Genomic DNA, 25,203 nt, shown 5'->3' on the forward strand with positions numbered 1-25,203 from the left:
GTACAAAGGTTGCAGTTGTTCTCATATATTTTATGGAAACCGCATAGAGACATGTCTTTCTTCATCATCTATTGGCTATGGCTTTCTATGAACCTAACTTTTAGGATAACAGAAATAAAAGACTCCGTACATAGGTGCCTCTTACAGCTGATACCATTTTATTAACCCCATTTGTCCGTTTGCCAACCTACCAACATGGCACCGTTAGGTTTAACAGCGAATCGAATTTCTCCGTCTCGATCGGTGCGCCATATACCGCTCCCCGCATCTGCTATTCGATCAAGCGTAACTGCATGGGGATGACCATAAAGATTATTCATACCTGCTGATATAATCGTCCATCTCGGCTGCCAGAACCGCAGCCACTGCTCTGAGGTTGACCCTTTGCTACCATGGTGACCAGCTTTCAACACGTCTAAGCAGCTACTAGTATCCACCGACATTACATTTTCACTCCACGAGCAATAGGTCTTAAGACCTGACATAATTCTCTGCTCGGTTCCATGTCCAATGTCACCGGGAAATAGGAAGGTTCGACCGTATACTGTTAACAATATTGTAACGCTGCTCTCATTCTGATTAGAGGCTTCATTTATCATATCGTCAGTCGTACGCTCTGGCCAAAGCACATCCAAACGGGTGTTCTGATCCGGCCCCCAGCTCATTCCAGCCGCTGCACGATGCAGTGGAACATCTCGTTCCAGCGCCGCGTCCAACAGCTCAAGAGCTGGCTTACTACGATCAAGCGTACCGTTCCACCATATTCGCTTCACCGGTATCGATTCAATGACAGCGCGGAGGCCTCCGATGTGATCGGCGTCCAGATGAGTTGCAATAATTAAATCCAATGAACGGATACCACGCTGCTTAAGCAGCGGCACGAGTACCTTGCGGCCTACCTCAAATGGATCGGCACGCTCGCGCCATTCTTCTCCTTGCTTACGGAACGAAACTGCTCCGCCGCCGTCAATGAGAATATGCTGTCCGCTTCCGGTTCGAATCAATATCGAATCACCTTGTCCGACATCCAGTACGCTAACGACAGCCGTCCGATCCACAACGTCCGGCAGCCAGGCAACAAGAAGAAGCATTACAGCTGTCATAGTAGAGCATATAAGAATAGATAACCGTTTCTTCTTTGCCACCGAGACAATCAGCTTCAACCCTTCGTCTAATGGAATGGTCGATGCTTCATTATCGCTCAAGCTCGCACGAACAAGAAGGGAATCCGACCGCTTCTGTTCGGCAATTCCCCGCAAAGCTCTCAATGCGGCAGCGAGCACCGTATACCACGCCGCAACCCACCAGACGGGCGGTTGCTTGATGATCATTTGCCAGCCATTCAAGCTAGAGACCATCTCTACCAGTCGAAACGTAAGTTCATTAAGCATAGATGCTGCATATGCCATCCCGTGCCCTGCTGCAGGCCATAGCGGTTCAGCCGCCATCGAAGCTGCGCCTAACGGCATGACAATAAAGCTAATAAACGGGACAAACAAATAATTGGATGGTATTGATAGAGGATTCCATTGATTGAAATAGTAGATCGTGATCGGAAACGAAACCAGCTGAGCTACAACCGTCACAGCAGCAAGATCAAGCAGTGGCTTCGCTCGTTTCCATCGGGGCATAACCGTACGCACAGGAGATACACCAACAATAAGTCCTGCCGTCACAAGAAACGAAAGCTGAAACCCGATATCGTATACGTAAGCCGGATTCCATACGAGCATAAGAACAGCGGATGCTGCAAGCAGATGAAGGCCGTCCTTCAGCCGGTTATACCGTGCCGCTAGCAAGCCGATCATGGCCATCATCCCGGCTCGTATAACGGACGGCGACGCTCCGGACAGCAGCACATATGCGGGGGTCGCCAATGCCAGCAAAAGGAGAGCTCGTTCACGAGTCATCCGAAGCAGCCGAAGCCCCATATTGAGCACATACAGAAACACAGCTACATGTAAGCCCGAGATCGCCAGTATATGCGTTAATCCTAATTCTGCGAACTGACGGTACACTTCTGGGTCCAAATCTCCTCTGTTGCCGATGACAAGTCCCTTCATATACCCAGCATGCTCCTTCGGATACAGTCGTTCTACAATGCTGCCCAGCCGCTCCCGTGCTGCGTCGACACGTCCGAGCAGCGCATCGACGGAATATGGCTTACCTCGCTTCGCCGATACTGCCTCCGCACCTTTCACACGAAGCAGCCAATGAATGTGCTGAACTCGATTCAAGTAACGTCGGTAATCGAAGCCGCCAAAGTTCGAAGGACCTGACGGCCTCTCCAAAATTCCGGCAAGCTGAACATGATCTCCACGCTGCCAACGCTTTGCGGTTTGCAGCTCAGATTCTTTCTGCAGCTTTAGACGGACAAGCAGCCTCTCATGTACTCTTCGTGCAGATGCTTCGCCGGTTAGCTCGATTGTATTCGTCTCCAGCTCAAAGGTGACGGCATCACCATCGAGCTTAACATCAGAGCTAATCGTACCTTCTGCATTTGCTTCATACGTTACCGGCGGGTACGTCGCGTCCGCAGCCAATTTCAAGTCTGGCAGTGAAGTATCCATCCGATGCTCATTCCACAGCGCCCAGCCGCCTCCTGCACCATATATAAGTAAGCAGCATAGTGCAAAAACTAAAGATGTGCGCTTCGTTAATACAGCTGCAGCAGCTATGAGGGCCATTCCAGCGCCTAACATACTGAACAAGGTGCGAGACGAACCAATTGCCGCAATTCCAGCCGTCCACGAGACAGCAATCCAAATAATCGGTCTTCTGTTCACAGCTAACCTCCTCTACTGAACGAAAACAAAAAACCTTCTGCCCAAACGTCCACTTAACGGGACATCTGTACAGAAGGTTCTTCCTTCTTGTCTTGCTAGGATATAACAGCACGCGCTGTCATTGCAGGCGGCTCATAATGATCAATTACTCGGAACACAATACCCTTGCCGTGCATTAGCGCTCCGACCTTATCGCTGTCCTTCGGATAAGGACGATGATAGACAATTTCCTTAATACCGCTGTTCGCCAGCATATTCGCACAAGTCCAGCATGGCTGATCGGTTACATAAACCGTCGAGCCTTCACGGTCGATCCGGTCGGTGAATAGCAGCAAATTTTGCTCGGCGTGAATCGTCCGGATACAGCGCTCCTTCTTCACCATATGTTCCTTGCCGCCGACAGAAGTTAATTCATATTCCTCTACGATCATACAACCTGCTTCTAAGCAATCCTCTACCCCCATCGGTGCACCGTTATAAGCCGTTCCGAGCAGCTTCTTCCCCTGCACCAGCACCGCACCTACATGTCTCCGATTACAGCGCGAACGTGTTGCAACCATGTAAGCAATGTCCATGAAATAAGTGTCCCAATCTTTGCGGGACGCATCGGTGCCTTTCGTCGTCATCGTCGGTCATCCCTTTCTATCCTTGCGACGAGCGGATCGCAACCCTATCCTTCGTCTCCTGCTTCCTAATATTGTCGCATATTTAGGGCTGTGCGACAACCAAGTCACGCAGCTTCTCTACGATCGCAGGTCCGATTCCTTTAACGCGCACGAGATCGTCCACCGACTTGAACAGGCCTGACGTTTCCCGGTCATTAATGATGGCGGCTGCCTTGGCAGGTCCGATCCCCGGAAGCATGTCCAGCTGCTCAGCAGTCGCGCGATTAAGATCGAGCCTGCCGTCCGCAGCAGGAGGTGAAGTTTGTGCAGACGATACCGTTTCGGAAGCTTTCGAAGCAATTGCATTCTCTGAGGCTGTCTGCACACCGTCGACTTGTTGTACTCCGCTGCCGCTGTCCGGTTCTACGATTGCTCCACTTGCACCTGCTTCGTTAATTTCAATGGTCGTGCCTAACATTGCTTTCCCGCTCTCTTCGGCTGAAGGATGGATCCCTTCAGCTATTACAACCGATTGCTGATGTTCCGCTGCTGCCAGCGCTTCGGCCAACTGCTCATTGACCGGCTGCCAATGCGCCGTCTCCGAATACTGCTGCTTCCACATCCCCATGCCAATGAGCAGTGCTCCTGCGCAAGCACATAATACAGCCAGCTTGGTCCGCATACTTAACATTCGTAATCCAGCCATCCGATTGTCAGCCTCCATTTCTTCTAATCGATTGCTAGTTTAACTTCAATAAAAATTAAAAAAATAAAAAAACGTCATGACAACCGCACTATTGAGCATAGTGTAGTAAGAGCAGATTATAATGTCTATTTATCACATGATGGGAGACAGCCATCGTACATTCGAGTCGCAAGGGAGGAGTTCCGATGAATGTCGGGTTTATCGGCACTGGCAGCATGGGCAGCCTGCTCATCGGCGCATTCATCACATCTGGCGCGCTCAAGCCGTCACAGATTACGGCGAGCAACCGGACGATTGCGAAGGTGGAATGCTTGGCCGAGTTATATCCAGGTCTGCGCATCGCCGCTTCCAATGCCGATGCAGCCAAAGATACGGACATTATCTTCTTATGTATTAAGCCTCATGAGTTCCGCAGCGTACTGAGCGACATTCGGGTAAGCCTCCGGTCCGAGCAGCTTATTGTATCGATTACAAGTCCCGTCATGCTGTCACAGCTGGAGGACTGGGTCCCCTGCAAAGCAGCCAAAATTATACCAAGCATTACGAACCATGTCGGCAGCGGCGCCACCCTATGCATGTACGGAAGCCGTATGAACAACGAGGACCAGCATCAATTAGAATCGCTGCTGCGTCATATTAGCGAACCGATTCGAATTGAAGAGCAATATACACGAATCGTCTCTGATCTGTCGAGCTGCGGCCCTGCCTTCTTCGCTTATCTTATTCAACAATTTGTCGATGCCGCTGTTATCGAAACGGGTATTCGGCGTTCCGATGCGCTGGCCGTTGCGAGTGCCATGCTGCTTGGCACCGGACGTTTGCTAACGGAAGGCGGCATGACACCGGAACAAATTCAAGAACGGGTAGCCGTACCAGGCGGCATTACCGCCAAAGCGCTTCAATCGCTTGAAATCGACTGTGACGGAATGTTCAATCGTCTCATTCGAACAACTCATGCTAAATACAGGGAAGATACAGTCAAAGTATCTGCCTCCTTATACGGCGAAGAGGTGAACGGCCAGTAACACGCTATTCTTTAGCGTGACGGGCCGCTCACCTCTTCAGAGCCGGCGTATTCAATTACGAGTAACGCCATGACGAATGGACGTTAGTTGGCTACAATATTGACGAGCTTACCTTTAACGGCGATAACTTTGCGAACGGTCTTGCCTTCGATCGCTTGCTTCACTTTATCAAGCCCCTTGGCGAGACTTTCCATCTCATTAACTTCCATATCCGCTGCAATGCTGACGCGGTCCACGATTTTACCGTTCACTTGAACGACGATTTGGACCTCCTGATCGACCGTCCAAGCCTCTTCATATTGCGGCCAAGGTACGTAGGTGATGGATTCGCTGTGACCAAGCTTCTCCCACAGCTCTTCAGCAATGTGCGGCGCAAGCGGCGACAACATCTGTGCGAAGTGCTCAAGCGCCTGACGAGGCAGCGTATCTGCCTTGTAAGCCTCATTAACGAAAATCATCAGCTGGCTGATCGCCGTGTTGAAGCGGAGATTTTCGAAATCGTCGGTTACCTTCTTAATCGTACGATGCCACGTCCGTTTGAACGACTCGCTTCCTTCACCATCAACCACTTTGGAAGTCAAGCTTCCATCCTCATTGACAAACAGGCGCCATACCCGGCTCAAGAACCGGTACATGCCTTCTACCCCGCTCGTATTCCACGGCTTCGTTGCCTCCAGCGGCCCCATGAACATCTCGTACATCCGAAGGGTATCTGCGCCAAACTCGTTCACAATTTCATCTGGATTAATAACGTTGCCGCGCGACTTCGACATCTTCTCATTGTTCGTTCCAAGAATCATGCCTTGGTTGACCAGCTTATGGAACGGCTCTTTCGTTTCGACGACACCGAGGTCGTACAACACTTTGTGCCAGAAGCGAGCATACAGCAGGTGGAGAACAGCGTGCTCCGCTCCGCCGATATACAGGTCAACCGGAAGCCACTGGCGCTGCTTCTCCTTCGAGCAAATTTCGTTCTGGTTATGCGGATCGATGAACCGCAGGTAATACCAGCAGCTGCCTGCCCATTGCGGCATCGTGTTCGTCTCGCGGCGCGCCTTCATCCCCGTCTCAGGATCGATTGTCTCGACCCATTCCGTCACGTTGGCCAACGGCGACTCACCCGTACCTGAAGGCTTAATGGCATCGACATCCGGCAACAGAAGCGGCAGCTCCGACTCCGGCACAGGCTTCATCGTGCCATCTTCGAGGTGAAGAATTGGAATCGGCTCTCCCCAATAACGTTGACGGCTGAACAGCCAGTCACGCAAACGATAAGTCGTCTTGCCTTTGCCGTAGCCTTTAGCTTCAAGATGCTCGATCATCGCAGCAATAGCCGCCTCGTTACCCAGGCCGTTCAAGAAGCCCGAATTCACATGCACGCCGTCGCCGGTGAACGCTTCTGCTTGGACGTCTCCGCCTTGGATGACTTCGACAATCGGCAAGCCGAACTGCTTTGCAAACTCCCAGTCGCGCGTATCGTGGCCCGGCACGGCCATAATTGCGCCTGTACCGTAGCCTGCCAATACATAATCTGCGATCCAGATTGGCAGCTTCTCACCGCTGATCGGATTTACGGCATATGCACCCGTAAATACACCCGACTTCTCCTTCGCAAGATCAGTACGCTCCAGATCACTCTTACGAGCAGCTGCCTCTTGGTAAGCCTCAACAGCCGCCTTCTGCTCAGCAGACGTAATCTTCGCCACAAGCTCATGCTCCGGTGCAAGTACACAGTAGGTTGCGCCGAACAGCGTATCCGGACGTGTCGTGAACACGACAAGCGATTCGTCCGTACCGTCGATAGCGAATGTTACTTCCGCTCCCGTCGACTTGCCGATCCAGTTGCGCTGCATTTCTTTGATGCTTTCGGTCCAGTCGAGCTCGTCGAGGTCTTCCAGCAAACGCTCTGCATATTCCGTAATCTTCAGCACCCATTGACGCATCGGCTTGCGGACGACCGGATGGCCGCCGCGCTCGCTCTTGCCGTCGATTACTTCTTCGTTCGCAAGCACCGTCCCCAGCGCTTCACACCAGTTCACTGGTACTTCCGCGACATAAGCGAGGCCTCTCTTATACAACTGAATAAATATCCACTGCGTCCACTTGTAATAGTCCGGATCGGTCGTGCTGAATTCACGTTCCCAATCGTACGAGAAGCCGAGCGACTTAATCTGACGGCGGAAATTGTTAATATTCTTCACCGTAATGTCGCGCGGATGCTGGCCGGTATCGAGCGCATGCTGCTCAGCCGGCAGACCAAATGCGTCCCAGCCCATTGGATGAAGCACGTTGTAGCCGCGCATCCGCTTATAGCGGGATACGATATCAGTAGCCGTGTAGCCTTCCGGATGGCCGACATGCAGTCCGGCGCCGGATGGATAAGGGAACATATCGAGCGCATAAAACTTCGGTTTATTCGGTTCTTCTTTCGTTGCAAACGTCTTGTTATCGTCCCAATAGCGCTGCCACTTCGGTTCGATAACGAGCGGGTTATATCCCTGCTGTTGATTGTGGTTGTCTTGGCTCATAATCGAAAATCTCCCTTCGCGACTGTCAAACATGTAAAAAAACCTCCCGCCCCAGCGTATGATCGCTAGGGACGAGAGGTTGTTATTCCCGTGGTACCACCCTAGTTAGCGCAGGCGTTCTTCGCCATAGCTCACTCTATTCCCTTAACGCGGGCGATTCGGCGATATGTCGTAGATCCGGCTTGCATGCATCCGACACTTCTTCATATCGCGGCTCCAAGGCGAGATTCCTCGTGCGTAAACACCGGCTTGCACCATCCGCCGGCTCTCTGAAGACTACGTCCTCGAGTACTGCTCCTCTTCAATGCCTGTTGCTGTCTGATCACTTAGGATTCGAACATGTATAGGTTAGATTATAGGAGAAGCCCGATAAGATGTCAATAAACGAGAGAACGGTCGCAAGCTCTATTCGATGATCTCACGAAACCTTGAATACCATCCGTATAAATAATGTCGATAATGGGCAAAATAGTATGAAAGTCATTAGCGGCTGCCGCTGCTTGTAAGTATAAAACATAACAATTGCCGCCAAAACATTGACAGAGATACGCATATCAAGCTATTCTATCGTGTAGACCTTGTACAACAATATAGACAGGTGGTATGTGAAATGTCATTTAATCCGGTCATTGTCGATATCAAGGACTCCGGGGATTTCAACATCAAAGAAAAGATTTATCAGCTTATCGTAACACTTGATGACAACTCGCGTACCCGTTTCTTTCTGAAGAAAGATCCGGATTGGCAATTAGTCGACGTTACGCGTCTGCTGAACATTCCATGCCCCGTATGTCGGAAAGATTATTACTGCAATTGTATGAATCGTCATTTGCCGAAGCTTGAAGCGGAATTCAAAGCGAAAATCGACAGCTACATGGATCAGCTTCCGCACATTGAGTAACCGATACTCACTGGAACTAGTTATGCGACAAGCCCCAGCCTTCGAAGCTGCTCGTCTTCTCCTTGAAGATGAGCAGCCCGAATGCCGGGGCTTTGTGCTAGTTATTTCACGGCAACAAAGAACAGCCGTTCTGCGGTTGGTGGAGCTTCATCCATTAATTCGACAGTGCTGAAATCGGCATATCGCTCGACACGAGAGAAGCCGGAACGCTTGAGTGCGTCCTCGATCCACCTGGAATCGTAGGCGCGTTCCACATGAATCTCTTCAATTCGCATAAATCGGCCTGCCGCATCGTTCACATCACGTGCAAAAATCGTCAGCGCATGCTCGATCTCATACTTCGATTCATCCCAATCACAGGTCCATATGTACGCCACATCGCGCTCATCAAGCGTGAAAGGCTGGTGATCTGCATATCGCTGCAGCTGCTGAGGCGGCAGCACATCGAACAAAAACATACCTCCAGGCTTCAGTCCTTGGAATGTCGCACGAAACGCTGCTTCAACATCCTGCTCCTCCGTTAAATAGTTCAAGCAGTCACAGAACGAAATAACGGTATCGACCTGCTCCGGCAGCTCCCATTCCCTCATATCCTGCTGCAGCCAGCGGATGGAACCGCCGCTTGCACGCAAGCTGCTGCCGGGACGATCCTCCCACTTGCTCCTTCCAATTGCCAGCATATCAGCCGATAAATCGATCGCATAGACGCCAAAGCCGGATTTGGCCAGTGGAATGGACAAATTGCCGGTGCCGCAGCCGAGATCGACGACCGTACTTGGCATTTGCCCCCTGTCCCATACTGTCCGTGCGAAGCGCAGCCAATCTGCATAAGGCATATTTTCCATCAAACGGTCGTATACCGTCGCGAATTGGCGATAAGATGCCGTCATCTTGATTGCTTCCCTTCCGGAGGCTTGGAAGCGGCAGCTTGCGCTGGATCGACAAGCTTCGTCCAATTGCCCTCCTGCGTCACAAGTCGCTCACGCATCAGCTTGCCGAGCGCTCGCTTGAACGCCGACTTGCTAATGCCGAAGCGCTGCTTAATCAAATCTGCTTCCGTCGCGTCGGAATAAGGCATCGCACCGCCCGGACGTTCCTTAAGAAATGCCAAGATACGTTCGGAATCGGTTGCCATTCCAACTTCCTTGCGCTCGATGAGCGATAGGTTGACTCGGCCATCCTCACGAACGAACGTCACTCGCGCGCGAACCCGCTCGCCCAGACGAAGCGTCCGGTTCCGTTCCGCCGCCGGAATCATACCAAGTGCTCCGAATCCGAGCACGCCTCCATCCAGCAGCACGAAGGACCCCATCTGCAGCGTCTTCGTTACCCAGCCTTCGATCCAACGGTTGCGCCAGTCCGATGGTGCACGGAAGATGTGAGGCTGGAAATCTTCTTCACGCGCCAGCTTGGCGATAAGCCTTCCCTGTTTGTCATGATGAAGGATAACAAACACTTCGTCGCCGATGAGCGGACGGAAATCGCGGTTTTCCGGCAGCTCCGACAATGGCAGCAGCAGCTGGCGACCTAAGCCGATCTCAAGGAAGCAGCCGAGTCTCGGATGAATATCCGCCACACGAAGACGTTTCATCTCACCGAGCGTAATAAGCGGTTTGCGCATCGTGGCCGAAAGACGGTCATCCGTATCGAAAAATAAGAAGACGTCGACATCGTCGCCCGGCTTTATTTTGACCCCTGCTGGAGTTACAATTTCGCTATAGTGAAGCAGAACGTCCTGCGTCCCATCCGTTACAAAAAAGCCGTAAGGCGACACTTCCCTCGCTACCCGCAAACGAACAATCGTACCCGCAATCAAGCTCATGCAAGCTCCACGACTTTCGCGTCGGACCAAAGCCGCTCAAGATTGTAATAATCGCGCTCATCCCGGTGGAATACGTGTACAACGACATCGCCGAGGTCGATCAGCACCCAGCGTGCGGAATCCATCCCTTCAATGCCGCGCACGCGAGCGCCAAGCAGCTCCGCCTGCTTACGAATTTCGGTCGTAATTGCCTGCACTTGCACGTCCGAGTTACCCGAGCAAATGACGAAATAGTCCGCTACGAGCGAGATTTCTTTCAAATTCAGTGCTACGATACGCGATGCTTTTTTCTCCTCGGCAGCTGCCACCGCCGCTTCCAGAAGTCGATCTGCAGTTACTGTCATTCTTCAGCCCCCTGTAATTGTTGAATCAAATCGTTACGCGCCGACACCGTGAGCGGGAATATTCGCTTGCCCTTCTCCAGCAGGAACGCGATCGTCGAGTCGAAGCCCGCCAGCAGAGCCTTCTCCACACTATGCTCAGCCTCAGCCCGTATTTTATTCACGCCTGGAAACTCACGGCTTGGTTCCATATAATCCGCCAGACATACGATTTTCTCCAGTAATGTCATTCCGATACGCCCCGACGTGTGGTACCGAATGGCATCCAGCACTTCCGGATCGGTCACACCATATTCGCGCTCTGCAACGAGCGCTCCGACAGGAGCATGCCATAGCTCCTTATCATACTCCAGCAGCTCCTGTGGGAGTTGCTCCTCCCGAATGATCCGCTCCATTCGCTCGGTCGGCCAATACTTTGCCACATCGTGCAAAATAGCGGCCAGCTCCGCGCGCTCTGGATCAGCGCCGAACCGGTTCGCCAGCTCAACTGATGTCGCCATGACGCCTTGAACATGCAGCCATCTTCGTTCCGGCATTTGCGCCTTGACGGATTCAATCATTTCTTCACGATTCATACAGCCCCTCCTTCACGATCTCGGAATAGACAGGCTCCGTAACCATATATCGAATCGAACGTCCCGCTTGACGACGGCTGCGAATGTCGGTAGACGATATGCCCACCTGCGGCATACTTACGAGCTCAACCCGGCTGCGCAGCCAATCCGGCAGTCGGTTCAGATCAATGGGCTCGCCGGGACGCTCTACGCCGATGAACCGAACCATCGATGCCAGCTCCTCAATTCGGTGCCACTGCGGCAAATCATGAATTCGATCGGAGCCGATAATATAATAAAAAGAACAATCTGGATTACGGCTTTCCAGCTCGCGGACCGTATCGATCGAATAGCTAACGCCGCCGCGCGCAAGCTCGATCGCCACTGCCTTGAACCGCGGCTCATCGGCAATGGCAAGCCTTACGAGACGAAGACGCAGCTCTGCAGCCGCCCCCTGTACACCTTCCTTCAGCGGCGGAACGTTCGTCGGAATAAACCATACTTCATCGAGCGCGCAAGCATCGAGCGCTGTATTAGCTGCAAGCAAATGTCCGACATGAATCGGATCGAACGTCCCGCCCATAATGCCGATATGCCTGTTCCGATTCATAGACGATGCAGGACTCCTCTGTTCCATTCTTTAGCTTATTGCGGCAGCTCGATCGTCTTATGATCGCGCGATTCTTTATAAAGTACGATCGTCTTACCAATCACCTGAACGAGCTCGCTGCCGGAGCCTTCAGCAAGCTCTTGTCCGATCACCTTCGGGTCCTCTGCACAGTTGTTCAGTACAGAAATTTTAATCAATTCCCGCACTTCGATCGCTTCTTCAATATGTTTTATAATTTGCTCGTTCATACCGCCCTTGCCCACTTGGAAAATCGGAGTCAAATGGTGCGCCAGCGAACGCAAATACCGCTTCTGTTTGCCTGTTAACATCGTATACAACCTTCTTTCGTTATGTTGGCGCCTTCGTGTATAAATAATGCCTTGGCCGGGCCAGTCCGTTATTGCTGCAGCGCCTCCAGCACAACCTCGCGCATCGCAGCAGCCGGTGCCGGCTTCCCTGTCCAATATTCGAAAGCATACGCGCCCTGATAAATAAACATCCCCAGTCCGCCATGGATTCGGCAGCCGGCCTGCTCTGCTTCAATCAAAAATTTCGTCTTCATCGGATTATATATAATGTCTGATGCTACCGCCCCTGGCTGCAGCCATGCAGCATTAACCGGAGATTCGTTAACGTTCGGATACATGCCTGTCGAGGTTGTATTAATGACGATGTCTGCATCTTCACATACCTGCTGCAGCCGTTCATTGGATACACCGACGACATGAGCCCGATCACTCATTGAAGCAGCAAGCTCAACGGCCCGCTGCTCTGTCCGGTTCGCAATCGTAATTGAGGCAGGTGCTTCTTTCGTCAGCGCATATATAATGCCCCTCGCGGCGCCCCCTGCTCCAAGCACGACGATGCGTTTACCAGCAAGCACCGGCTCCGCCTCCTCCTTCAAGGAGCGAACATAACCGATGCCATCCGTATTATATCCGGTCAGAACGCCGTTATCGTTCACGATTGTATTGACAGCACCAATCGCCGACGCAGATTCGTCGATTACGTCGAGATGCTTCATAATATCGAGCTTATGAGGGATTGTGACATTCACGCCGCGCACCCCCATTGCGCGAACACCCGCTACAAAATCACCGAGCTTGTCCGTCGTAATATGAAACGCAGTATAGACGCCGTTCACACCTGTTTCACGAAAAGCTCGATTCATCATAATGGGCGACTTCGAATGGCGGATCGGATCACCAATAACCCCGAACAGCACCGTATGGCTGTCTATATGCTGAGCTGCATTCGACTTGAACTGTGCAGCTGCCGTCATCGCACTCATCTCCCTTAGATTAGCGCACGGCGAACGTGCACCTTAATTCCCTTTGGCAAATAAACGTCGACAAGCGCCCCTGTCATGCCGTTCACGCGCATCCAACCTAGTCCTGATACGAATACATCGTAATCTCCGCCGCGTGGAATACGGAGCGAGTGCCGCGTCCAAGCCGGCATCTCCGCCAGCTCTTCCGCAGATGGTGGCGATAAAAGGACACCCTTATGCTCTGCCCACAGCTCGTCCGCACGTTCGAGCTTCGTCCGATGCACATCCAGTCCGTTCGAGATATACAGCGTGAACGATTGACGTTCTCCCGACACAAAATCGAACCGGGCAAGCGCGCCGACGAACAACGTCTGCTTCTCATTCAATTGATATACAAGCGGCTTAATTGGCTTGTCCGGCAGAATAGCCTGCAGCACGCTGCGCGGCACAATCTCCGTCATACGATGCGTGTATACAATTCCCGGCGTATCGATAATCGACTTGCCGTCGTCCAGCGGAATGTGCACCGCGTCGAGCGTCGTACCCGGATAACGGGATGTCGTCAGTTCAGCGTCCAGATCACTATAATCACGAATTATGCGGTTGATAAGAGTCGACTTGCCGACGTTCGTCGCGCCTACTACATAGACGTCGCGGCCTTTTCTATAATATTCAATCGCATCCACGACACGATCGAAGCCGATATTGCGCTTGGCGCTGCATAATACGACCTCGACCGTCTTCAGACCCGCTTCCTTCGCCTGCTGCTGCACCCAGTTACGAATGCGGTTATAGTTAATCGCTCGTGGCAGCAGATCGATTTTGTTCACGACGAGCAGTACCGGATTGTTGCCGACGAACCGCTGCAAGCCCGATATGACGCTGCCTTCGAAATCGAACAGGTCGACGATATGAACGACGAGACTGTTCGTATTCGCAATTCCACTAATGAGCTTTAGAAAGTCGTCCTGATCGATCGTAATCGACGATGCTTCATTATAGTTTTTAATCCGGAAGCAGCGCTGGCAAATAGCCGGCGTCCGCTCTGCAGCAGCTGCCGGGATGTATCCCGACCGCTCCTTGTCCGTCGTCTGCAGCTTGACGCCGCAGCCGGCGCATGAACCCGAATGTTCGGTTACTGTCAATTTGTTTCCTCCTCATACCATAAACCCTTTTTACGCAGGCTTCTGAGCGCGATTCTCTCGAGAAACCGATTAATACGAGTGCCTATTCCTTCATCCTTCGGCGAGATCGGCAGCACGAGTATTGTATACATGCCAAGACGATTACCGCCAAGCACATCCGTCATCATCTGATCGCCGAGAACAGCCGTTTCTTCTTCAGTGAGATTCAGCATTCGAAGCGCCTGCTTAAAAGCACGGTTAGCTGGCTTACGCGCAGCATGCACGAACGGAATGCCGAGCGGCTGCGCGAATTGCGATACGCGTGTTTCATTATTATTAGAAACGATAACGACTTTCAAGCCATGCTCGCGAAGCTTGTTCAGCCATTGGATCAGCTTAGGCGTAGCATTCGGCTCCTTCGCACCGACAAGCGTATTGTCCAGATCGGTAATAATTCCCTTGATACCGCGGCGGACTAATGCCTCGAAATCAAGATCATATACGGAATTAAGGCGTAAATTCGGCAACAGCCGTTCAAACATAGTTTCGACTCCCTTGACATGACCTGCTATACAACGAAACTATACCATAATAGGCGAAAATGTTGCAAAAAAATACCGCATGCGGCTACTGTCCGCATGCAGTATGGAAGACGATCATTACAGCCGTTCTCGAATCGACCGAACAAGCTTGACGAAATGTTCGATGTCCGCCGTCCCTATAACGGCTCTGCCATATTTGGCCCGCTCGAATCGATCAGCAACCTCCTTCAAGTCTTGACGCAAATATTTCCGCTCCGCTCCCCATCTTTCGGAGGCTTCCCGAATCGTCTCCCAATCCTCACGGCGCAGACCTTTGCGGCGTGCATAACGGAGAAAACGATTCGTCTCTGCGATGATGACTTCATTCGGATGAACCGCCCGATTACGTAAGCGAACCCAAGCATCCGCTACATTCCTGCGGCGAATGACAACGATGACCGACAATAGAACGAGAAGGGTGATAGACGTCCAAAGTACGAGGCGAGAAGCGAGATTAGGTGAGGTCGTCTCTGCCTCCGATACGACCGTATCATCTTCACCGGGCAGCTCGATATCTGGAACGGTTACGTCTGTAGCTTCCTCAATCGAATAAGGGAACGCGAAGCCCGGCGTTGGCTCGAACGGAATCCAGCCGAAGCCGTCGAAATAAATTTCTACCCAGGAATGGGCGTCTGCGTTCCGCACCGTATAAGTGCCTTGACCTGTCGGATTGATAAATGAAGGATTGAATCCGCTTTCTCTCATCATTCGTTCCTGTTCCTCCGGCAGCGCTCCCGGCGCATACCCTTTCACCCAGCGGACTGGCAGACCAACCGAGCGCCCAAGCACCGCCATCGCGGTTGAGAAATAATCACAATACCCTTGCTTCACCTCGAACAGGAACGACTCCACGAAATCGGCGCTCTTCCGTTTGGAGATATCCGGCCTATTCGTGTACGTATATCTTTCTTTCAGAAACGACTCGATCCGCTTCGCTTTCTCGTAGTCATTCGGCGCGCCGGCGACGATCTCTTCGGCAAGCTGCGTCACGCGAGGTGCCATTGCAGCCGGCAGCTCATAATATTCGCTATGGTCACCCGTTTGCGGATTCTGCTCATTCCAACCGGCTGAAGCTTGCTTAAGTGCAGGCTCGTTCAGTACCGGTAATTCCGACACAACCGAATAGGTTTTGGGATATGTTGTACCAGTCCAATGCAGCGTCCAGTTGGATGGATCCCAGCTTAGCTCGCTAGGAAGCGTCCGATTCTGTTCATCATTCACCCAGTTAACCTGATGAACCGGAGAAGCTGCGAATAGAACAGGATAAACATCCTCCCGAATCATCGTATACGCCTGCTCGATTCGCACCATTGCTGCACTGTCTCGCTTGTCATCGAGCGGCAGCTGCTGCTTCGGCATTAAGCCGTTCACCCTAGACGAAGAGCTCTCCTTATTGGTAGGCAGCCAGCCATTGCCAGTATATCGCGACCGCGTCTCGCCGCGCCAGTAGCTCCGATGCGTCGTGCTGACGTACATTACAGGCGAATAATCGTACTCGAATCCGCCGCCAAGCTCTGCATCGTTGCGGCTGTAACCCGAGCTCGTATCAGCATTTGAAGTCCCGCTTGACGGTGACGGAGGCTTCGCATCCGTGTACGAGCCACTCACCGTTCCTCCACGCGATTCCACCCAGATCGTATAAGGGTCCTTGACGAGCGGTGTAATGCTCGGCGCCAAAATCCCGAGCACCATAATTCCTGTTACTATAGCGAGCATCGGCAGGAAGAAGCTAATCGGATAGTCCATCAGCTCCGACCAGCTGTTTGGGTGCTCGCGCTGGAATCGGTGCAGGTGATCAGCGATTAGCCAAGCCAGCCCTGCAAATATTGCCCATGCCGCTTCATCCCACAGATAGATCGGCGTGAATGAATCACATATCATGAGAACAAGCAGACTTATGAACACGAACAATATCACTCGGCTTCGTTTCGTCGTCCATGTCGAATAGAAGGCGGTAAAGCTCCAAACTAGCACCGCTATTCCGATATAGGGGTCGAGTTGAACGACATTGTCAGACAGCCATGCACCTGTCGCAGCAAGTGAATTCCCCTTTAATCCGACATATTCATACCCGGCCGTAATGCCCGTTATAATTAATACCATGGCCCCTTGGATAATAAGGCGGTAAACCGTCTTCCACGTCAAAATCCAATCTACAGCAACAGCAGATAAAAGCAGCCATCCGACGCACCTATACGTTTCTTCCCACCAGTAGCCTTGAAATACTTGCACAAGCTGCCAGACGATCAAGGCCGTAAGCAGCGATGCGATACGTCGATACCAATGTTCTAACCAATTCGCCTTAATCTTCCTATTGAAGGCCGCAGCTATTGTACTCATGAGGCGCCGCCTCCTTCCAGCACTTCCGGGAGCTCCTGCAGCTGCCGGACGCTGTAGGCTGACCAGCCTTTCGATCGGAGCGCATGCAGCCAAGCCGGCTTAATCGCTCGTCCATGCCGGGCGTCTCCTTCATCAACACCTATATAGGAAATGATGACGCCCTTACGGGCCAACCAGTTAAGTGTATGAAGCATTTCGTCACCTTGAGCGCCAGAAATGACAATGACGAGTGTGCCCGGTTCCCATACCGTCTCCAGCCGCTGCAGCGCAACGAACAGCGGCGTTACGGCATCCGGCTCTACAACCGTCAAATGACTCGTTATCGCTGTCCGCTGATCAGCCCCGGTGCGAGGAAGGACGACTATAGATTTCTCACCAGGAGAGACAAAACCCATCGCCGTTTCATGTCGCATGCCAAGATCGATGAGCGATGCTGCAACCGATACAGCCAGCTCGAATCGTTCCTGACGGATACCGTACGCTCCGGGATGACGGTCAAGTACAATGATCGTTCGTGGAAGTGATTCACGCTCGAACGCTTTCGACTTCCACTCCCCCGTCTTCGCCGTCGCATTCCAATGAATACGGGACAGCTTATCACCGTACAAATATTCCCTAACGCCGTTGATCTGCGTCGTTTCTTTCGCGGCACGCGGTGCAGACGCATGCGAATGCGGTCCGCGGAGACCTCGCCGAATTTGCTGCCATCCTCGCAATGGCACCGTCTGCGGCACAACCGCGAACGACTCGCCGGATACGAACGAACCGCTATGCTCGAACAAACCGAATACGTCCTTAGTCGTACATTCCGTAGGACCGAACCGGTACATGCCTCTTCTAAGCGGAGGTGTCGAGTAACAAACCTCGCCGGCTCGTTTCCAATTCGGGACGAACGACGTCTCGAACGGAATCGACTGCCCGTCATGACGAAACAACCGATCCCGCACCAGCACATAAGGAAGCGGATACATCCCCGGTATTCGTACATTAATTTTAATTTCTACACTCGAACCGCTGAACAACTGGCCATCTGCACTGCCTGCTAGGCCAACAATCCGTTCTCCTTGCACTTTACGAATGCCAGACCATTGGCCCAGCCATAAATATAAAATAAGAACATTAAAAATAACAAAGACCATCCCAGGCAGCTTGCCGCCTTGGAACAGCAGGTAGAACAAGCTTCCGACATACAGCGCCCCGATGATCCACTTGCGCCGACGGACGAACGAGCTGCTGCCCCTGCTCATCGTTAACGCTCCATTCGAACCGGAACCTTCGTCTGATGAATAGCGGCCTGTACGATATCCTCAGCCTTCAAACCATTCATCCTCGCTTCCGCCTGCACAATAATTCGGTGTGGTAGTACCGCCTCTGCCATCCGCTTCACGTCATCCGGCGTTACGAACGAACGCTCACGCAGCAGAGCGGAAGCTTTAGCAGCGCGCATTAACGATACGGCTGCACGCGGGCTTGCTCCGAGGAAAGCGCCGCGATGCGATCGGGTGGCACGCACGATCTGTACCGTATATTCAGCCACTCCGCTATCGACATGCACTTCTGATACAAGCTGCTGCAGCCGAAGAAGATCGTCAATTGAAGCAACCTGCTCAATCCGGTCGGACGGATGTCCTCCATCCACAGCGCTAATCATCCGCTGCTCGTCGGCCTCGGACGGATAGCCAAGAGATAGCTTTATCATAAATCGGTCCAGCTGTGCTTCCGGCAATACATATGTACCTTCGAATTCGATCGGGTTCTGTGTTGCGATAAGCAGGAATGGACGCGGCAGCTCGTACGTCTCCCCATCCACCGTCACATGCCCCTCCTCCATCGCTTCCAGCAGCGCCGATTGTGTCTTCGTCGTCGCGCGATTAATCTCGTCCGCAAGCAGCAGATGGCACATAATCGGTCCTGCCCGGAACAAGAACGCCTCTTGCTTCGGATGATAGATGGAAACGCCAGTAATATCGGTCGGAAGCAAATCCGGATTGCACTGAATACGACGAAATTGGCCGCCGATTGATTTCGCGAGCGCTTTGACGAGCTGCGTCTTACCCGTTCCTGGGACGTCTTCAAGCAGCACATGGCCTCCAGCGAGAACAGCCGTTAAAAGGCGGTCAATTTCTTCTTGCTTGCCTAGAATACAGCTCTCTAAATTAGTTCGAATGGCGGAGCAAATTTGCAGATCAGTCTCATGCAACTCCATGGATATGAACCTCCCGATTCTACAAGTATCTAGCAGACATTACGACAATCTATTTCCATTTTACTAAATATACGGTAACGCGTATATGTCCGCCCTAACCAAAAAAAATTGGAGGATTCCACAGCGGAACCCTCCAACTTCGTTGTGAAGCCTAACCTTTGGGCCGGACCACAACCGATGCAAGAAACGAAAAAATAATCGCAGCCGAAATACCAGCGCTCGTAAGCTTGAAAATACCGGTGATCACACCGATCCAGCCGTCCTCGCGCAGAGACGTGAGAGCGCCATGGACAAGCGCATTGCCGAAGCTTGTAATCGGTACGGTCGCGCCCGCTCCGGCAAAGTCGACAAGCGGATCATACAATCCGATACCGTCTAATACGGCTCCGATGACGACGAGCGTTGCCATTGTATGGGCTGGGGTCAGCTTCAATACATCAAACATAAGCTGACCGACGACGCATATCGCTCCGCCAATAAGAAATGCCCACAAAAACTGCATACGCCTACACCCCCTTGCCCGCGATTGCCACCGCATGCGCAATGCCAGGAATCGATTCGCCTTGCTGAAAAGACAACGGTGAGAGCAGAGCCCCTGTCGCGACGACTAGAATGCGCTTCAGCTCACCTCTTGCCAGCTTCTTCAGCAAATGCCCGTACGTGACGACAGCCGAGCAGCCGCAGCCGCTTCCTCCCGCCTGTACCTTCTGCTTATTGACATTGTAGACCATTAGCCCGCAATCATTAAAAATCGTATCGTTCATCGGAACGCCGTTACGAAGCAGCAGCTCCTTAGCAATCGGATGGCCCACGGTGGCTAGATCACCCGTCACGATGAGATCGTAATCAGATGGTTGGCGGCCCGTATCATTGAAATGAGCTTGAATCGTATCGACAGCGGCTGGCGCCATCGCAGCTCCCATATTGAACGGGTCCGTAATGCCCAAATCCATCACCTTGCCAATCGTCGCGCATTCGACGACCGGTCCGTCGCCCGTCGGCGCTACAACAGCCGCTCCCGCGCCTGTTACTGTATACTGCGCCGTCGGCGGTTTCTGCGAGCCATACTCGGTCGGATACCGGAACTGCTTCTCCGCCGTACAGTTATGGCTGCATGTTCCGGCCATTGCGTACTGTGCATTACCAGAATCAACGAGCTGTGCCGCAATTGCAAGCGTCTCCATCGACGTCGAGCAGGCACCGAACGTACCGATATATGGAGCGCCGATCGAACGAGCGGCAAAGCTGTTGCTAATAATTTGGTTCATTAAGTCGCCGCCGATATAGAATTGGATGTCGTCCTTCTTCAACCCAGCGTGCCGGATAGCGAAATTGGTTGCCTGCTCAAGCAGAAGGCGCTCAGCCTTCTCCCAGCTTTTCTGCTGCATGTCGAGCTCTGGGTGGATGAGATCAAAGTCTTCGGCAAGCGGACCTTCGCCTTCATCCGGTCCGACGACGCTTGACGCCCCGATTATAACCGGCTTATTGTTGAACCACCACGATTGTTGACCCTTCAACATTAATGGTTCCCTCCGGTGCCGAAGATCAAATGGCCAATGCCGACGAAGAAGGCGGCAACTGTCCCGTATACGATAACGGAGCCTGCCAGCTTGAACATATTCGCGCCGACACCGAGCACTAATCCTTCTGCCCGATGCTCCAGCGCTGCCGACGCCATCGAGTTAGCGAAGCCTGTAACAGGAACAGCTGTTCCCGCACCGGCCCACTGCGCGATTTTGTCGTACACGCCAAGACATGTCAGCACAACTGAGATAAAAATAAGCGTCGCCACGGTCGGATTGCTCGCTGCTTCCCTCTTCATGCCGGCCAGATGAATATACAGCTGCTGAATAAACTCTCCCAGTACGCAAATTGCCCCACCAACGACGAACGCTTTGATACAATTCGTTAGAACGGACCGCGCCGGCTCCCGCTGCTTGGCAAACGTCTGGTATTCCTTCGGTGACATGCTCATTTTCTTATAAGGGCGTTCGCCCGCACTGCTCGTGGACAACAACGTCATCTCCCTTGCGCCAAAGTCGATTTCATTATTTGTTAATGCCGACTCGTTTATCCACTGCTGCATCAGGACGCTCGCAATGAGTTCAAAAATTTTTAGAGCATTGTTTTCAAAGCTTTAATCTGCTCGATATGCCGCTGCTCATGCAGATAGAGTAATCCGCTCCATTGGTCTAAGGGCAAATTCCCAAGGCATGATGCTGTACGATAATGGCTTCTAATATCGTCCTATCGTTCACTTTACTTATTGCATCGTTTAATTTACTTCTGGATTCTTCTTCGATCTGTCCAGCACAATGTGTATAGGTTTGCGCGTTGATTTAGTTTCTGTTCCACTTCTAGTCTCGAGCCCTGTTCAGTGATGACAAACCTGTGCTATGCTCCATCGATTAAAATCCACTCTGTAGTTAAACTCCGTATCATCAAGACCAACAATTTCTTTGATCAAGGCTTCTCTAGTTCTAATTAAATTTGCTTTAAGCTCCTCCATACTTCACCCTCTCCTTATATCCGAAACCATTATGATAAGTAGTACTTGGTACTAAATTGTACGATTTTATTGAAATGATCAACCATCCTATCAACAAGCCCCAATAGCAAAAGACCTGCCGCACGGCAGGTCTTCAAGTCGAAAGATCGTTACTGAAAGTCAAACAAGTATAAAATCAACAACAAGATCGCCAACAATACGTACAGCACGACCGAGATGATCATTAATGTTCGTCTACTCATAATGCCGCTCCCCTTCCGCTGCCGCAAGCACGGGCTTCTATAAGTAATGTATGCAGCAAATGCCCACACGGAAGTTGTCTAACTTGCGTTTGATGCTACCGCTTACAAGAAAGAGGAGAACACCTTACGTTCGAGCTCATCCCATTCCGAACGTATAATGCTGTAATAAACATCGTCCCGGCACTCACCATACGCATTAACATAGTTACTTCTAAAGATTCCCTCCTGCGTCGCACCAAGCTTCTCCACCGCACGCCGGGAGCGCGCATTGTCTACGTCAACGCTGAACTGTACCCGATTGCAGCCTAGCTTTCGGAATGCATACGACAACAGCAGGTGCTTACATGCTTGATTGATTCCGGTTCCCCGATACTCGCGTCCATACCACGTCCAGCCAATCTCAAGCCTTCTGTTAGGCGCTTGAATACTGCCGTAACGTGTTACGCCTGCGGCTCGCCCCGATTTCTGATCAATGACGATGAAAGGATATCCAATGCACTTCTCTCGTACATCAAGCGTTTGTGCGATATATTGATCCAGATCCTCCTCCGTATCGATATGGGCGCCGGTAAATTTCGTTATTTCACGGTCAAAAATAATCGCAGCAAGCTCGTCTCTATATTTGGCATGGAATGGCTCTAAGCAAACAACATCATTACGTAAAATGATATGCTCCTTGAATAAATCGATATCCATAAGCTTATTCCTCGCTTTTCCTAATAGATCAATTAGATTTGCTATTATCCTATTAGGAAAACCAAGCGAAATAAATAGAATAACTGTATAATCTTTGGCATTAAACCGCGACTGGCTTACGTTATCTGGTATCGATAGTCTCACCTCAAGCCTTATCTCGTTCGCTCCGCGCTGAGAGGCCAATCTTTCTAAGTACGCAATCATTTGTTACAAAGATTCTATAAGATTTATGAATCGGTGTGATTGCTCCGGTTATACTCACTCTCGAATCTATCGTTGGCTGCTTTAAGCTCGGCGGCTATTTTGGCAAACGAACGACGAAGCATAATATAGAGACCCGCAAGGATAAATGGCAATCCTGACCACATCGTAAACGTCGTAATGCTCCAGATCGCATCCGGCACTGATTGACGAAACAAGTCCATTTCATTACCTACGTAATTCGGTTTCGACACGTACAAAATAATTCTCTCCAGCCCACCAAGAACAGTCAGTCCGGCCCCAAGCGACAATAATCCTAAGCCTATCGAACGGTCAGATCGCATTTTATTCCCCCTTTATGACATATCAGAATCGAGCATTTGAACTCATTTCACGAGGATGTTTATTATAACGTCAAAAATAGCACTAAGTTACATATTAGTCAAAAAAAATAAACAGCACAGGAAGTGCTCCCATGCTGTTATAGAGTTCAAATTTAATTATTGTGCACAGTAAGCGACAACCTGCTCATATGGAAGTCGTCCGCCATAAATATCAAGCGCGCTACCAACCGTAATATCAAGCTTGCCGCCAGACAAGCGTTTGAACAGCTCCAAATCTTCCATCGAACGCGCGCCGCCTGCATAGGTGCAAGGAATCGTCACCCATTGTGCAAGCGCTTCGACCAGACTTTGCTGAATGCCGCTCTGCTTGCCCTCAACGTCCACTGCATGAATGAGAAACTCGTCGCAAAACTGCTCTAAGTACCGAATGTTCGCCTCATTCACTTCAAAGTCGCTGAATAGCTTCCATTGATTCGTTACGACGTACCATTTGCCGTCTTTCTCCTTGCAGCTTAAATCAATGACAAGCTTGTCCTTGCCTACCTCCGCCACAATAGCGTCCAGGTTGCCTTGATCCAGCTTGCCTTCACGGAAAATATACGACGTTACGATGACATGTGAAGCCCCTTGCTCCAAATAAAATCGAGCGTTGCCCGCATTAATGCCTCCACCGATCTGTAAGCCGCCCGGATACGCCTGAAGCGCGCGAACAGCCTCTTCTTCATTCCCTCCGCCAAGCATAATAACGTGGCCGCCGGTGAGCTTGTCCTTCTTGAACAATTGTGCGTAATAAACAGAGTCGTGGCTTGAAACGAAATTTTCGACGACCGCTCCTTGCTCCGAAGTTAGCGTCTCGCCGACAATCTGCTTCACCTTGCCCTGATGCATATCGATACATGGTCTAAATTTCATGAACATTATCCTTTCGCATGCTGCTAATTTCTTTTATCCTATCATGTTCTTCTCACGTGGTCACGAATATGCTAAATGATGGGGAGCAGCATTCGATACGATGGTGCTGAGCGCATATCAAATGCTGACAGGAGGCATAGGACTGCTGCTGCTAAGTGCGACTGCTGAGAAACCGGTGTTCGATATCAACAGTAAGTCCATAGCAGTCGTGCTACTATTAGCGTTCTTCTGTTCGATCGTTCAGTTCTCCTGCTGGTATTACTTACTGCAACAAGGCGACGCAGCAAGAACAAGCTCCTTCCTGCTCCTTGCTCCCCTATTCGGCGTATTGACCAGCTGGCTGCTGCTCGGTGAGCAACTCCATATGTATGTAGCCGTTGGCGGAGCACTCATCTGCGCAGGCATCTGCCTTGTTAACCGCAATGAGCGCAAGTCAGAAGACAAATATAACCCGAAGACAGCAGCTGTAGAGAGCTAGGGACAATGTGGTGGAGAAGCATCAAAGTTACCCCTGCGAGGAATCGAAGCTTCAGTTATCGAGTCAAATGAAAGAAGTGATCAGCTTGAGAAGCGGTACGGCAATCACGATCAATGCGAATACAATGATGAACGATTTGACGAAGCCTCTAGTAAAACTAAATGAATCGTCTGGCTGCCGCCGAGCAGCCAGCTGCACCACCGTTTGAATAGCAAGAGAAGCTAGCGTAACGATCGCCGCGAAGCGGAGCACCTCCAACACATACTGCTTCATTGGCTTAGCAATCGGCACATACACCCCAATATCCTGAACTACTCGATATTCATCCTTCACCCACACAAGCCCTGTTAGCAAACCAATAATAAAGCTATATATTCCCGTCTTTATGAACTTTTTCTCCAACGAATACAATCGTGATGCAG

At 51.4% G+C, this 25,203-nt stretch carries 26 protein-coding genes, 1 pseudogene and 1 other annotated feature; of the genes and pseudogenes, 3 read left to right on the top strand and 24 right to left on the bottom strand.

Translation table 11 applies throughout. The annotated features are described in order from the left end of the window. Positions 1 to 161: 161 nt before the first annotated feature. The 3 genes from PXY01_RS04240 to PXY01_RS04250 all read right to left on the bottom strand — a co-directional run bounded on the left by PXY01_RS04240 (position 162) and on the right by PXY01_RS04250 (position 4,097). Positions 162 to 2,786, bottom strand: a complete 2,625-nt coding sequence (locus tag PXY01_RS04240; RefSeq protein ID WP_127567637.1) for a DNA internalization-related competence protein ComEC/Rec2 — start codon at positions 2,784 to 2,786, stop codon at positions 162 to 164. 95 nt (positions 2,787 to 2,881) lie between these two features. Continuing rightward, positions 2,882 to 3,412: a deoxycytidylate deaminase gene (locus PXY01_RS04245; protein WP_127567639.1), complete on the bottom strand. Its 531-nt coding sequence runs from the start codon at positions 3,410 to 3,412 to the stop codon at positions 2,882 to 2,884. Positions 3,413 to 3,494: 82 nt separating this feature from the next. Continuing rightward, on the bottom strand, positions 3,495 to 4,097 hold the full coding sequence (locus tag PXY01_RS04250) for a ComEA family DNA-binding protein (protein WP_218028207.1): 603 nt from the start codon (positions 4,095 to 4,097) through the stop codon (positions 3,495 to 3,497). Positions 4,098 to 4,282: 185 nt separating this feature from the next. Here PXY01_RS04250 and comER point away from each other — a divergent pair, with 185 nt between their 5' ends. Beyond that, complete coding sequence (comER, locus tag PXY01_RS04255) at positions 4,283 to 5,122, top strand: late competence protein ComER (RefSeq protein ID WP_127567643.1); 840 nt, start codon at positions 4,283 to 4,285, stop codon at positions 5,120 to 5,122. 83 nt (positions 5,123 to 5,205) lie between these two features. Here comER and leuS read toward each other — a convergent pair whose 3' ends face one another. After that, positions 5,206 to 7,650 (bottom strand): leucine--tRNA ligase, encoded by a 2,445-nt coding sequence (leuS, locus tag PXY01_RS04260; protein WP_127568067.1) that lies wholly within the window; start codon positions 7,648 to 7,650, stop codon positions 5,206 to 5,208. A gap of 64 nt (positions 7,651 to 7,714) precedes the next feature. Next, positions 7,715 to 7,964 (bottom strand) — a binding site (T-box leader). Positions 7,965 to 8,260: 296 nt separating this feature from the next. On the opposite strand from leuS, the gene PXY01_RS04265 reads away from it, so the two are divergent. Further along, positions 8,261 to 8,551 (top strand): hypothetical protein, encoded by a 291-nt coding sequence (locus PXY01_RS04265; protein ID WP_127567645.1) that lies wholly within the window; start codon positions 8,261 to 8,263, stop codon positions 8,549 to 8,551. Between the two features lie 101 nt (positions 8,552 to 8,652). Here the strand turns inward: PXY01_RS04265 and PXY01_RS04270 are convergent, their stop codons facing one another. The 19 genes and pseudogenes from PXY01_RS04270 to hisA form a co-directional block, all read right to left on the bottom strand. After that, positions 8,653 to 9,441: a class I SAM-dependent DNA methyltransferase gene (locus PXY01_RS04270; RefSeq protein ID WP_127567647.1), complete on the bottom strand. Its 789-nt coding sequence runs from the start codon at positions 9,439 to 9,441 to the stop codon at positions 8,653 to 8,655. Further along, positions 9,438 to 10,373, bottom strand: coding sequence for a CvfB family protein (locus PXY01_RS04275; RefSeq protein WP_127567649.1), 936 nt, complete (start codon positions 10,371 to 10,373; stop codon positions 9,438 to 9,440). The genes PXY01_RS04270 and PXY01_RS04275 overlap by 4 nt, the downstream gene beginning before the upstream one ends. After that, complete coding sequence (gene rsfS / locus PXY01_RS04280; RefSeq protein WP_127567651.1) at positions 10,370 to 10,717, bottom strand: ribosome silencing factor; 348 nt, start codon at positions 10,715 to 10,717, stop codon at positions 10,370 to 10,372. Before rsfS ends, PXY01_RS04275 begins: the two co-directional genes overlap by 4 nt. Beyond that, the gene (yqeK, locus tag PXY01_RS04285; RefSeq protein WP_127567653.1) at positions 10,714 to 11,289 is read right to left on the bottom strand and encodes a bis(5'-nucleosyl)-tetraphosphatase (symmetrical) YqeK; all 576 of its coding nucleotides are present in this window, start codon (positions 11,287 to 11,289) and stop codon (positions 10,714 to 10,716) included. The genes rsfS and yqeK overlap by 4 nt, the downstream gene beginning before the upstream one ends. Then, positions 11,279 to 11,878, bottom strand: coding sequence for a nicotinate-nucleotide adenylyltransferase (gene nadD, locus PXY01_RS04290; RefSeq protein WP_127567655.1), 600 nt, complete (start codon positions 11,876 to 11,878; stop codon positions 11,279 to 11,281). Before nadD ends, yqeK begins: the two co-directional genes overlap by 11 nt. Positions 11,879 to 11,913: 35 nt before the next feature. After that, positions 11,914 to 12,207: a ribosome assembly RNA-binding protein YhbY gene (gene yhbY, locus PXY01_RS04295; RefSeq protein ID WP_127567657.1), complete on the bottom strand. Its 294-nt coding sequence runs from the start codon at positions 12,205 to 12,207 to the stop codon at positions 11,914 to 11,916. A 68-nt stretch (positions 12,208 to 12,275) separates the two neighbouring features. Continuing rightward, complete coding sequence (gene aroE / locus PXY01_RS04300; protein ID WP_127567659.1) at positions 12,276 to 13,160, bottom strand: shikimate dehydrogenase; 885 nt, start codon at positions 13,158 to 13,160, stop codon at positions 12,276 to 12,278. A 14-nt stretch (positions 13,161 to 13,174) separates the two neighbouring features. Then, the gene (gene yqeH / locus PXY01_RS04305; protein WP_127567661.1) at positions 13,175 to 14,293 is read right to left on the bottom strand and encodes a ribosome biogenesis GTPase YqeH; all 1,119 of its coding nucleotides are present in this window, start codon (positions 14,291 to 14,293) and stop codon (positions 13,175 to 13,177) included. Next, the gene (locus PXY01_RS04310; protein WP_127567663.1) at positions 14,290 to 14,814 is read right to left on the bottom strand and encodes a YqeG family HAD IIIA-type phosphatase; all 525 of its coding nucleotides are present in this window, start codon (positions 14,812 to 14,814) and stop codon (positions 14,290 to 14,292) included. Before PXY01_RS04310 ends, yqeH begins: the two co-directional genes overlap by 4 nt. 117 nt (positions 14,815 to 14,931) lie before the next feature. Then, complete coding sequence (locus PXY01_RS04315; RefSeq protein ID WP_127567665.1) at positions 14,932 to 17,193, bottom strand: transglutaminase TgpA family protein; 2,262 nt, start codon at positions 17,191 to 17,193, stop codon at positions 14,932 to 14,934. Then, on the bottom strand, positions 17,190 to 18,440 hold the full coding sequence (locus tag PXY01_RS04320; RefSeq protein WP_127567667.1) for a DUF58 domain-containing protein: 1,251 nt from the start codon (positions 18,438 to 18,440) through the stop codon (positions 17,190 to 17,192). Before PXY01_RS04320 ends, PXY01_RS04315 begins: the two co-directional genes overlap by 4 nt. Before the next feature lie 2 nt (positions 18,441 to 18,442). Next, positions 18,443 to 19,399 carry an AAA family ATPase gene (locus tag PXY01_RS04325; protein ID WP_127567668.1) on the bottom strand — a complete coding sequence of 319 codons (957 nt, stop codon included), beginning with the start codon at positions 19,397 to 19,399 and terminating at the stop codon, positions 18,443 to 18,445. A gap of 151 nt (positions 19,400 to 19,550) precedes the next feature. Beyond that, positions 19,551 to 19,901, bottom strand: a complete 351-nt coding sequence (gene spoVAE, locus PXY01_RS04330; protein WP_127567670.1) for a stage V sporulation protein AE — start codon at positions 19,899 to 19,901, stop codon at positions 19,551 to 19,553. Positions 19,902 to 19,905: 4 nt separating this feature from the next. Continuing rightward, positions 19,906 to 20,919, bottom strand: coding sequence for a stage V sporulation protein AD (gene spoVAD / locus PXY01_RS04335; protein ID WP_127567673.1), 1,014 nt, complete (start codon positions 20,917 to 20,919; stop codon positions 19,906 to 19,908). Next, positions 20,919 to 21,422 carry a stage V sporulation protein AC gene (gene spoVAC / locus PXY01_RS04340; protein ID WP_164744309.1) on the bottom strand — a complete coding sequence of 168 codons (504 nt, stop codon included), beginning with the start codon at positions 21,420 to 21,422 and terminating at the stop codon, positions 20,919 to 20,921. The genes spoVAD and spoVAC overlap by 1 nt, the downstream gene beginning before the upstream one ends. A 92-nt stretch (positions 21,423 to 21,514) precedes the next feature. Beyond that, a pseudogene (locus tag PXY01_RS04345) lies at positions 21,515 to 21,908 on the bottom strand (DinB family protein). Positions 21,909 to 22,252: 344 nt separating this feature from the next. Next, entirely contained in the window at positions 22,253 to 22,846 is a 594-nt protein-coding gene (locus PXY01_RS04350; RefSeq protein WP_127567675.1) for a GNAT family N-acetyltransferase, read from the bottom strand. Between the two features lie 227 nt (positions 22,847 to 23,073). Continuing rightward, positions 23,074 to 23,391, bottom strand: a complete 318-nt coding sequence (locus PXY01_RS04355) for a hypothetical protein (RefSeq protein WP_127567677.1) — start codon at positions 23,389 to 23,391, stop codon at positions 23,074 to 23,076. A 156-nt stretch (positions 23,392 to 23,547) separates the two neighbouring features. Continuing rightward, positions 23,548 to 24,303: a phosphoribosylformimino-5-aminoimidazole carboxamide ribotide isomerase gene (hisA, locus tag PXY01_RS04360; RefSeq protein ID WP_127567679.1), complete on the bottom strand. Its 756-nt coding sequence runs from the start codon at positions 24,301 to 24,303 to the stop codon at positions 23,548 to 23,550. 100 nt (positions 24,304 to 24,403) lie between these two features. On the opposite strand from hisA, the gene PXY01_RS04365 reads away from it, so the two are divergent. Beyond that, positions 24,404 to 24,781, top strand: coding sequence for a DMT family transporter (locus PXY01_RS04365; RefSeq protein ID WP_246027792.1), 378 nt, complete (start codon positions 24,404 to 24,406; stop codon positions 24,779 to 24,781). Positions 24,782 to 24,844: 63 nt separating this feature from the next. Here PXY01_RS04365 and PXY01_RS04370 read toward each other — a convergent pair whose 3' ends face one another. Continuing rightward, entirely contained in the window at positions 24,845 to 25,192 is a 348-nt protein-coding gene (locus PXY01_RS04370) for a hypothetical protein (RefSeq protein WP_127567681.1), read from the bottom strand. Positions 25,193 to 25,203: the final 11 nt, after the last annotated feature.

It is taken from the genome of Paenibacillus xylaniclasticus (assembly GCF_004001065.1).
Classification (GTDB): Bacteria; Bacillota; Bacilli; order Paenibacillales; family Paenibacillaceae; genus Paenibacillus_T; species Paenibacillus_T xylaniclasticus.

What these genes read in the sequence shown, in the direction of transcription:
- PXY01_RS04245 (WP_127567639.1), bottom strand. Translation starts at nt 3,412, where the DNA reads ATGACGACGAAAGGCACCGATGCGTCCCGCAAAGATTGGGACACTTAT.
- PXY01_RS04250 (WP_218028207.1), bottom strand. Translation starts at nt 4,097, where the DNA reads ATGGCTGGATTACGAATGTTAAGTATGCGGACCAAGCTGGCTGTATTA.
- comER (WP_127567643.1), top strand. Translation starts at nt 4,283, where the DNA reads ATGAATGTCGGGTTTATCGGCACTGGCAGCATGGGCAGCCTGCTCATC.
- leuS (WP_127568067.1), bottom strand. Translation starts at nt 7,650, where the DNA reads ATGAGCCAAGACAACCACAATCAACAGCAGGGATATAACCCGCTCGTT.
- PXY01_RS04265 (WP_127567645.1), top strand. Translation starts at nt 8,261, where the DNA reads ATGTCATTTAATCCGGTCATTGTCGATATCAAGGACTCCGGGGATTTC.
- PXY01_RS04270 (WP_127567647.1), bottom strand. Translation starts at nt 9,441, where the DNA reads ATGACGGCATCTTATCGCCAATTCGCGACGGTATACGACCGTTTGATG.
- PXY01_RS04275 (WP_127567649.1), bottom strand. Translation starts at nt 10,373, where the DNA reads ATGAGCTTGATTGCGGGTACGATTGTTCGTTTGCGGGTAGCGAGGGAA.
- rsfS (WP_127567651.1), bottom strand. Translation starts at nt 10,717, where the DNA reads ATGACAGTAACTGCAGATCGACTTCTGGAAGCGGCGGTGGCAGCTGCC.
- yqeK (WP_127567653.1), bottom strand. Translation starts at nt 11,289, where the DNA reads ATGAATCGTGAAGAAATGATTGAATCCGTCAAGGCGCAAATGCCGGAA.
- nadD (WP_127567655.1), bottom strand. Translation starts at nt 11,878, where the DNA reads ATGAATCGGAACAGGCATATCGGCATTATGGGCGGGACGTTCGATCCG.
- yhbY (WP_127567657.1), bottom strand. Translation starts at nt 12,207, where the DNA reads ATGTTAACAGGCAAACAGAAGCGGTATTTGCGTTCGCTGGCGCACCAT.
- aroE (WP_127567659.1), bottom strand. Translation starts at nt 13,160, where the DNA reads ATGACGGCAGCTGCACAGTTCAAGTCGAATGCAGCTCAGCATATAGAC.
- PXY01_RS04310 (WP_127567663.1), bottom strand. Translation starts at nt 14,814, where the DNA reads ATGTTTGAACGGCTGTTGCCGAATTTACGCCTTAATTCCGTATATGAT.
- PXY01_RS04315 (WP_127567665.1), bottom strand. Translation starts at nt 17,193, where the DNA reads ATGAGTACAATAGCTGCGGCCTTCAATAGGAAGATTAAGGCGAATTGG.
- PXY01_RS04320 (WP_127567667.1), bottom strand. Translation starts at nt 18,440, where the DNA reads ATGAGCAGGGGCAGCAGCTCGTTCGTCCGTCGGCGCAAGTGGATCATC.
- PXY01_RS04325 (WP_127567668.1), bottom strand. Translation starts at nt 19,399, where the DNA reads ATGGAGTTGCATGAGACTGATCTGCAAATTTGCTCCGCCATTCGAACT.
- spoVAE (WP_127567670.1), bottom strand. Translation starts at nt 19,901, where the DNA reads ATGCAGTTTTTGTGGGCATTTCTTATTGGCGGAGCGATATGCGTCGTC.
- spoVAD (WP_127567673.1), bottom strand. Translation starts at nt 20,919, where the DNA reads ATGTTGAAGGGTCAACAATCGTGGTGGTTCAACAATAAGCCGGTTATA.
- spoVAC (WP_164744309.1), bottom strand. Translation starts at nt 21,422, where the DNA reads ATGACGTTGTTGTCCACGAGCAGTGCGGGCGAACGCCCTTATAAGAAA.
- PXY01_RS04350 (WP_127567675.1), bottom strand. Translation starts at nt 22,846, where the DNA reads ATGGATATCGATTTATTCAAGGAGCATATCATTTTACGTAATGATGTT.
- PXY01_RS04355 (WP_127567677.1), bottom strand. Translation starts at nt 23,391, where the DNA reads ATGCGATCTGACCGTTCGATAGGCTTAGGATTATTGTCGCTTGGGGCC.
- hisA (WP_127567679.1), bottom strand. Translation starts at nt 24,303, where the DNA reads ATGAAATTTAGACCATGTATCGATATGCATCAGGGCAAGGTGAAGCAG.
- PXY01_RS04365 (WP_246027792.1), top strand. Translation starts at nt 24,404, where the DNA reads ATGGTGCTGAGCGCATATCAAATGCTGACAGGAGGCATAGGACTGCTG.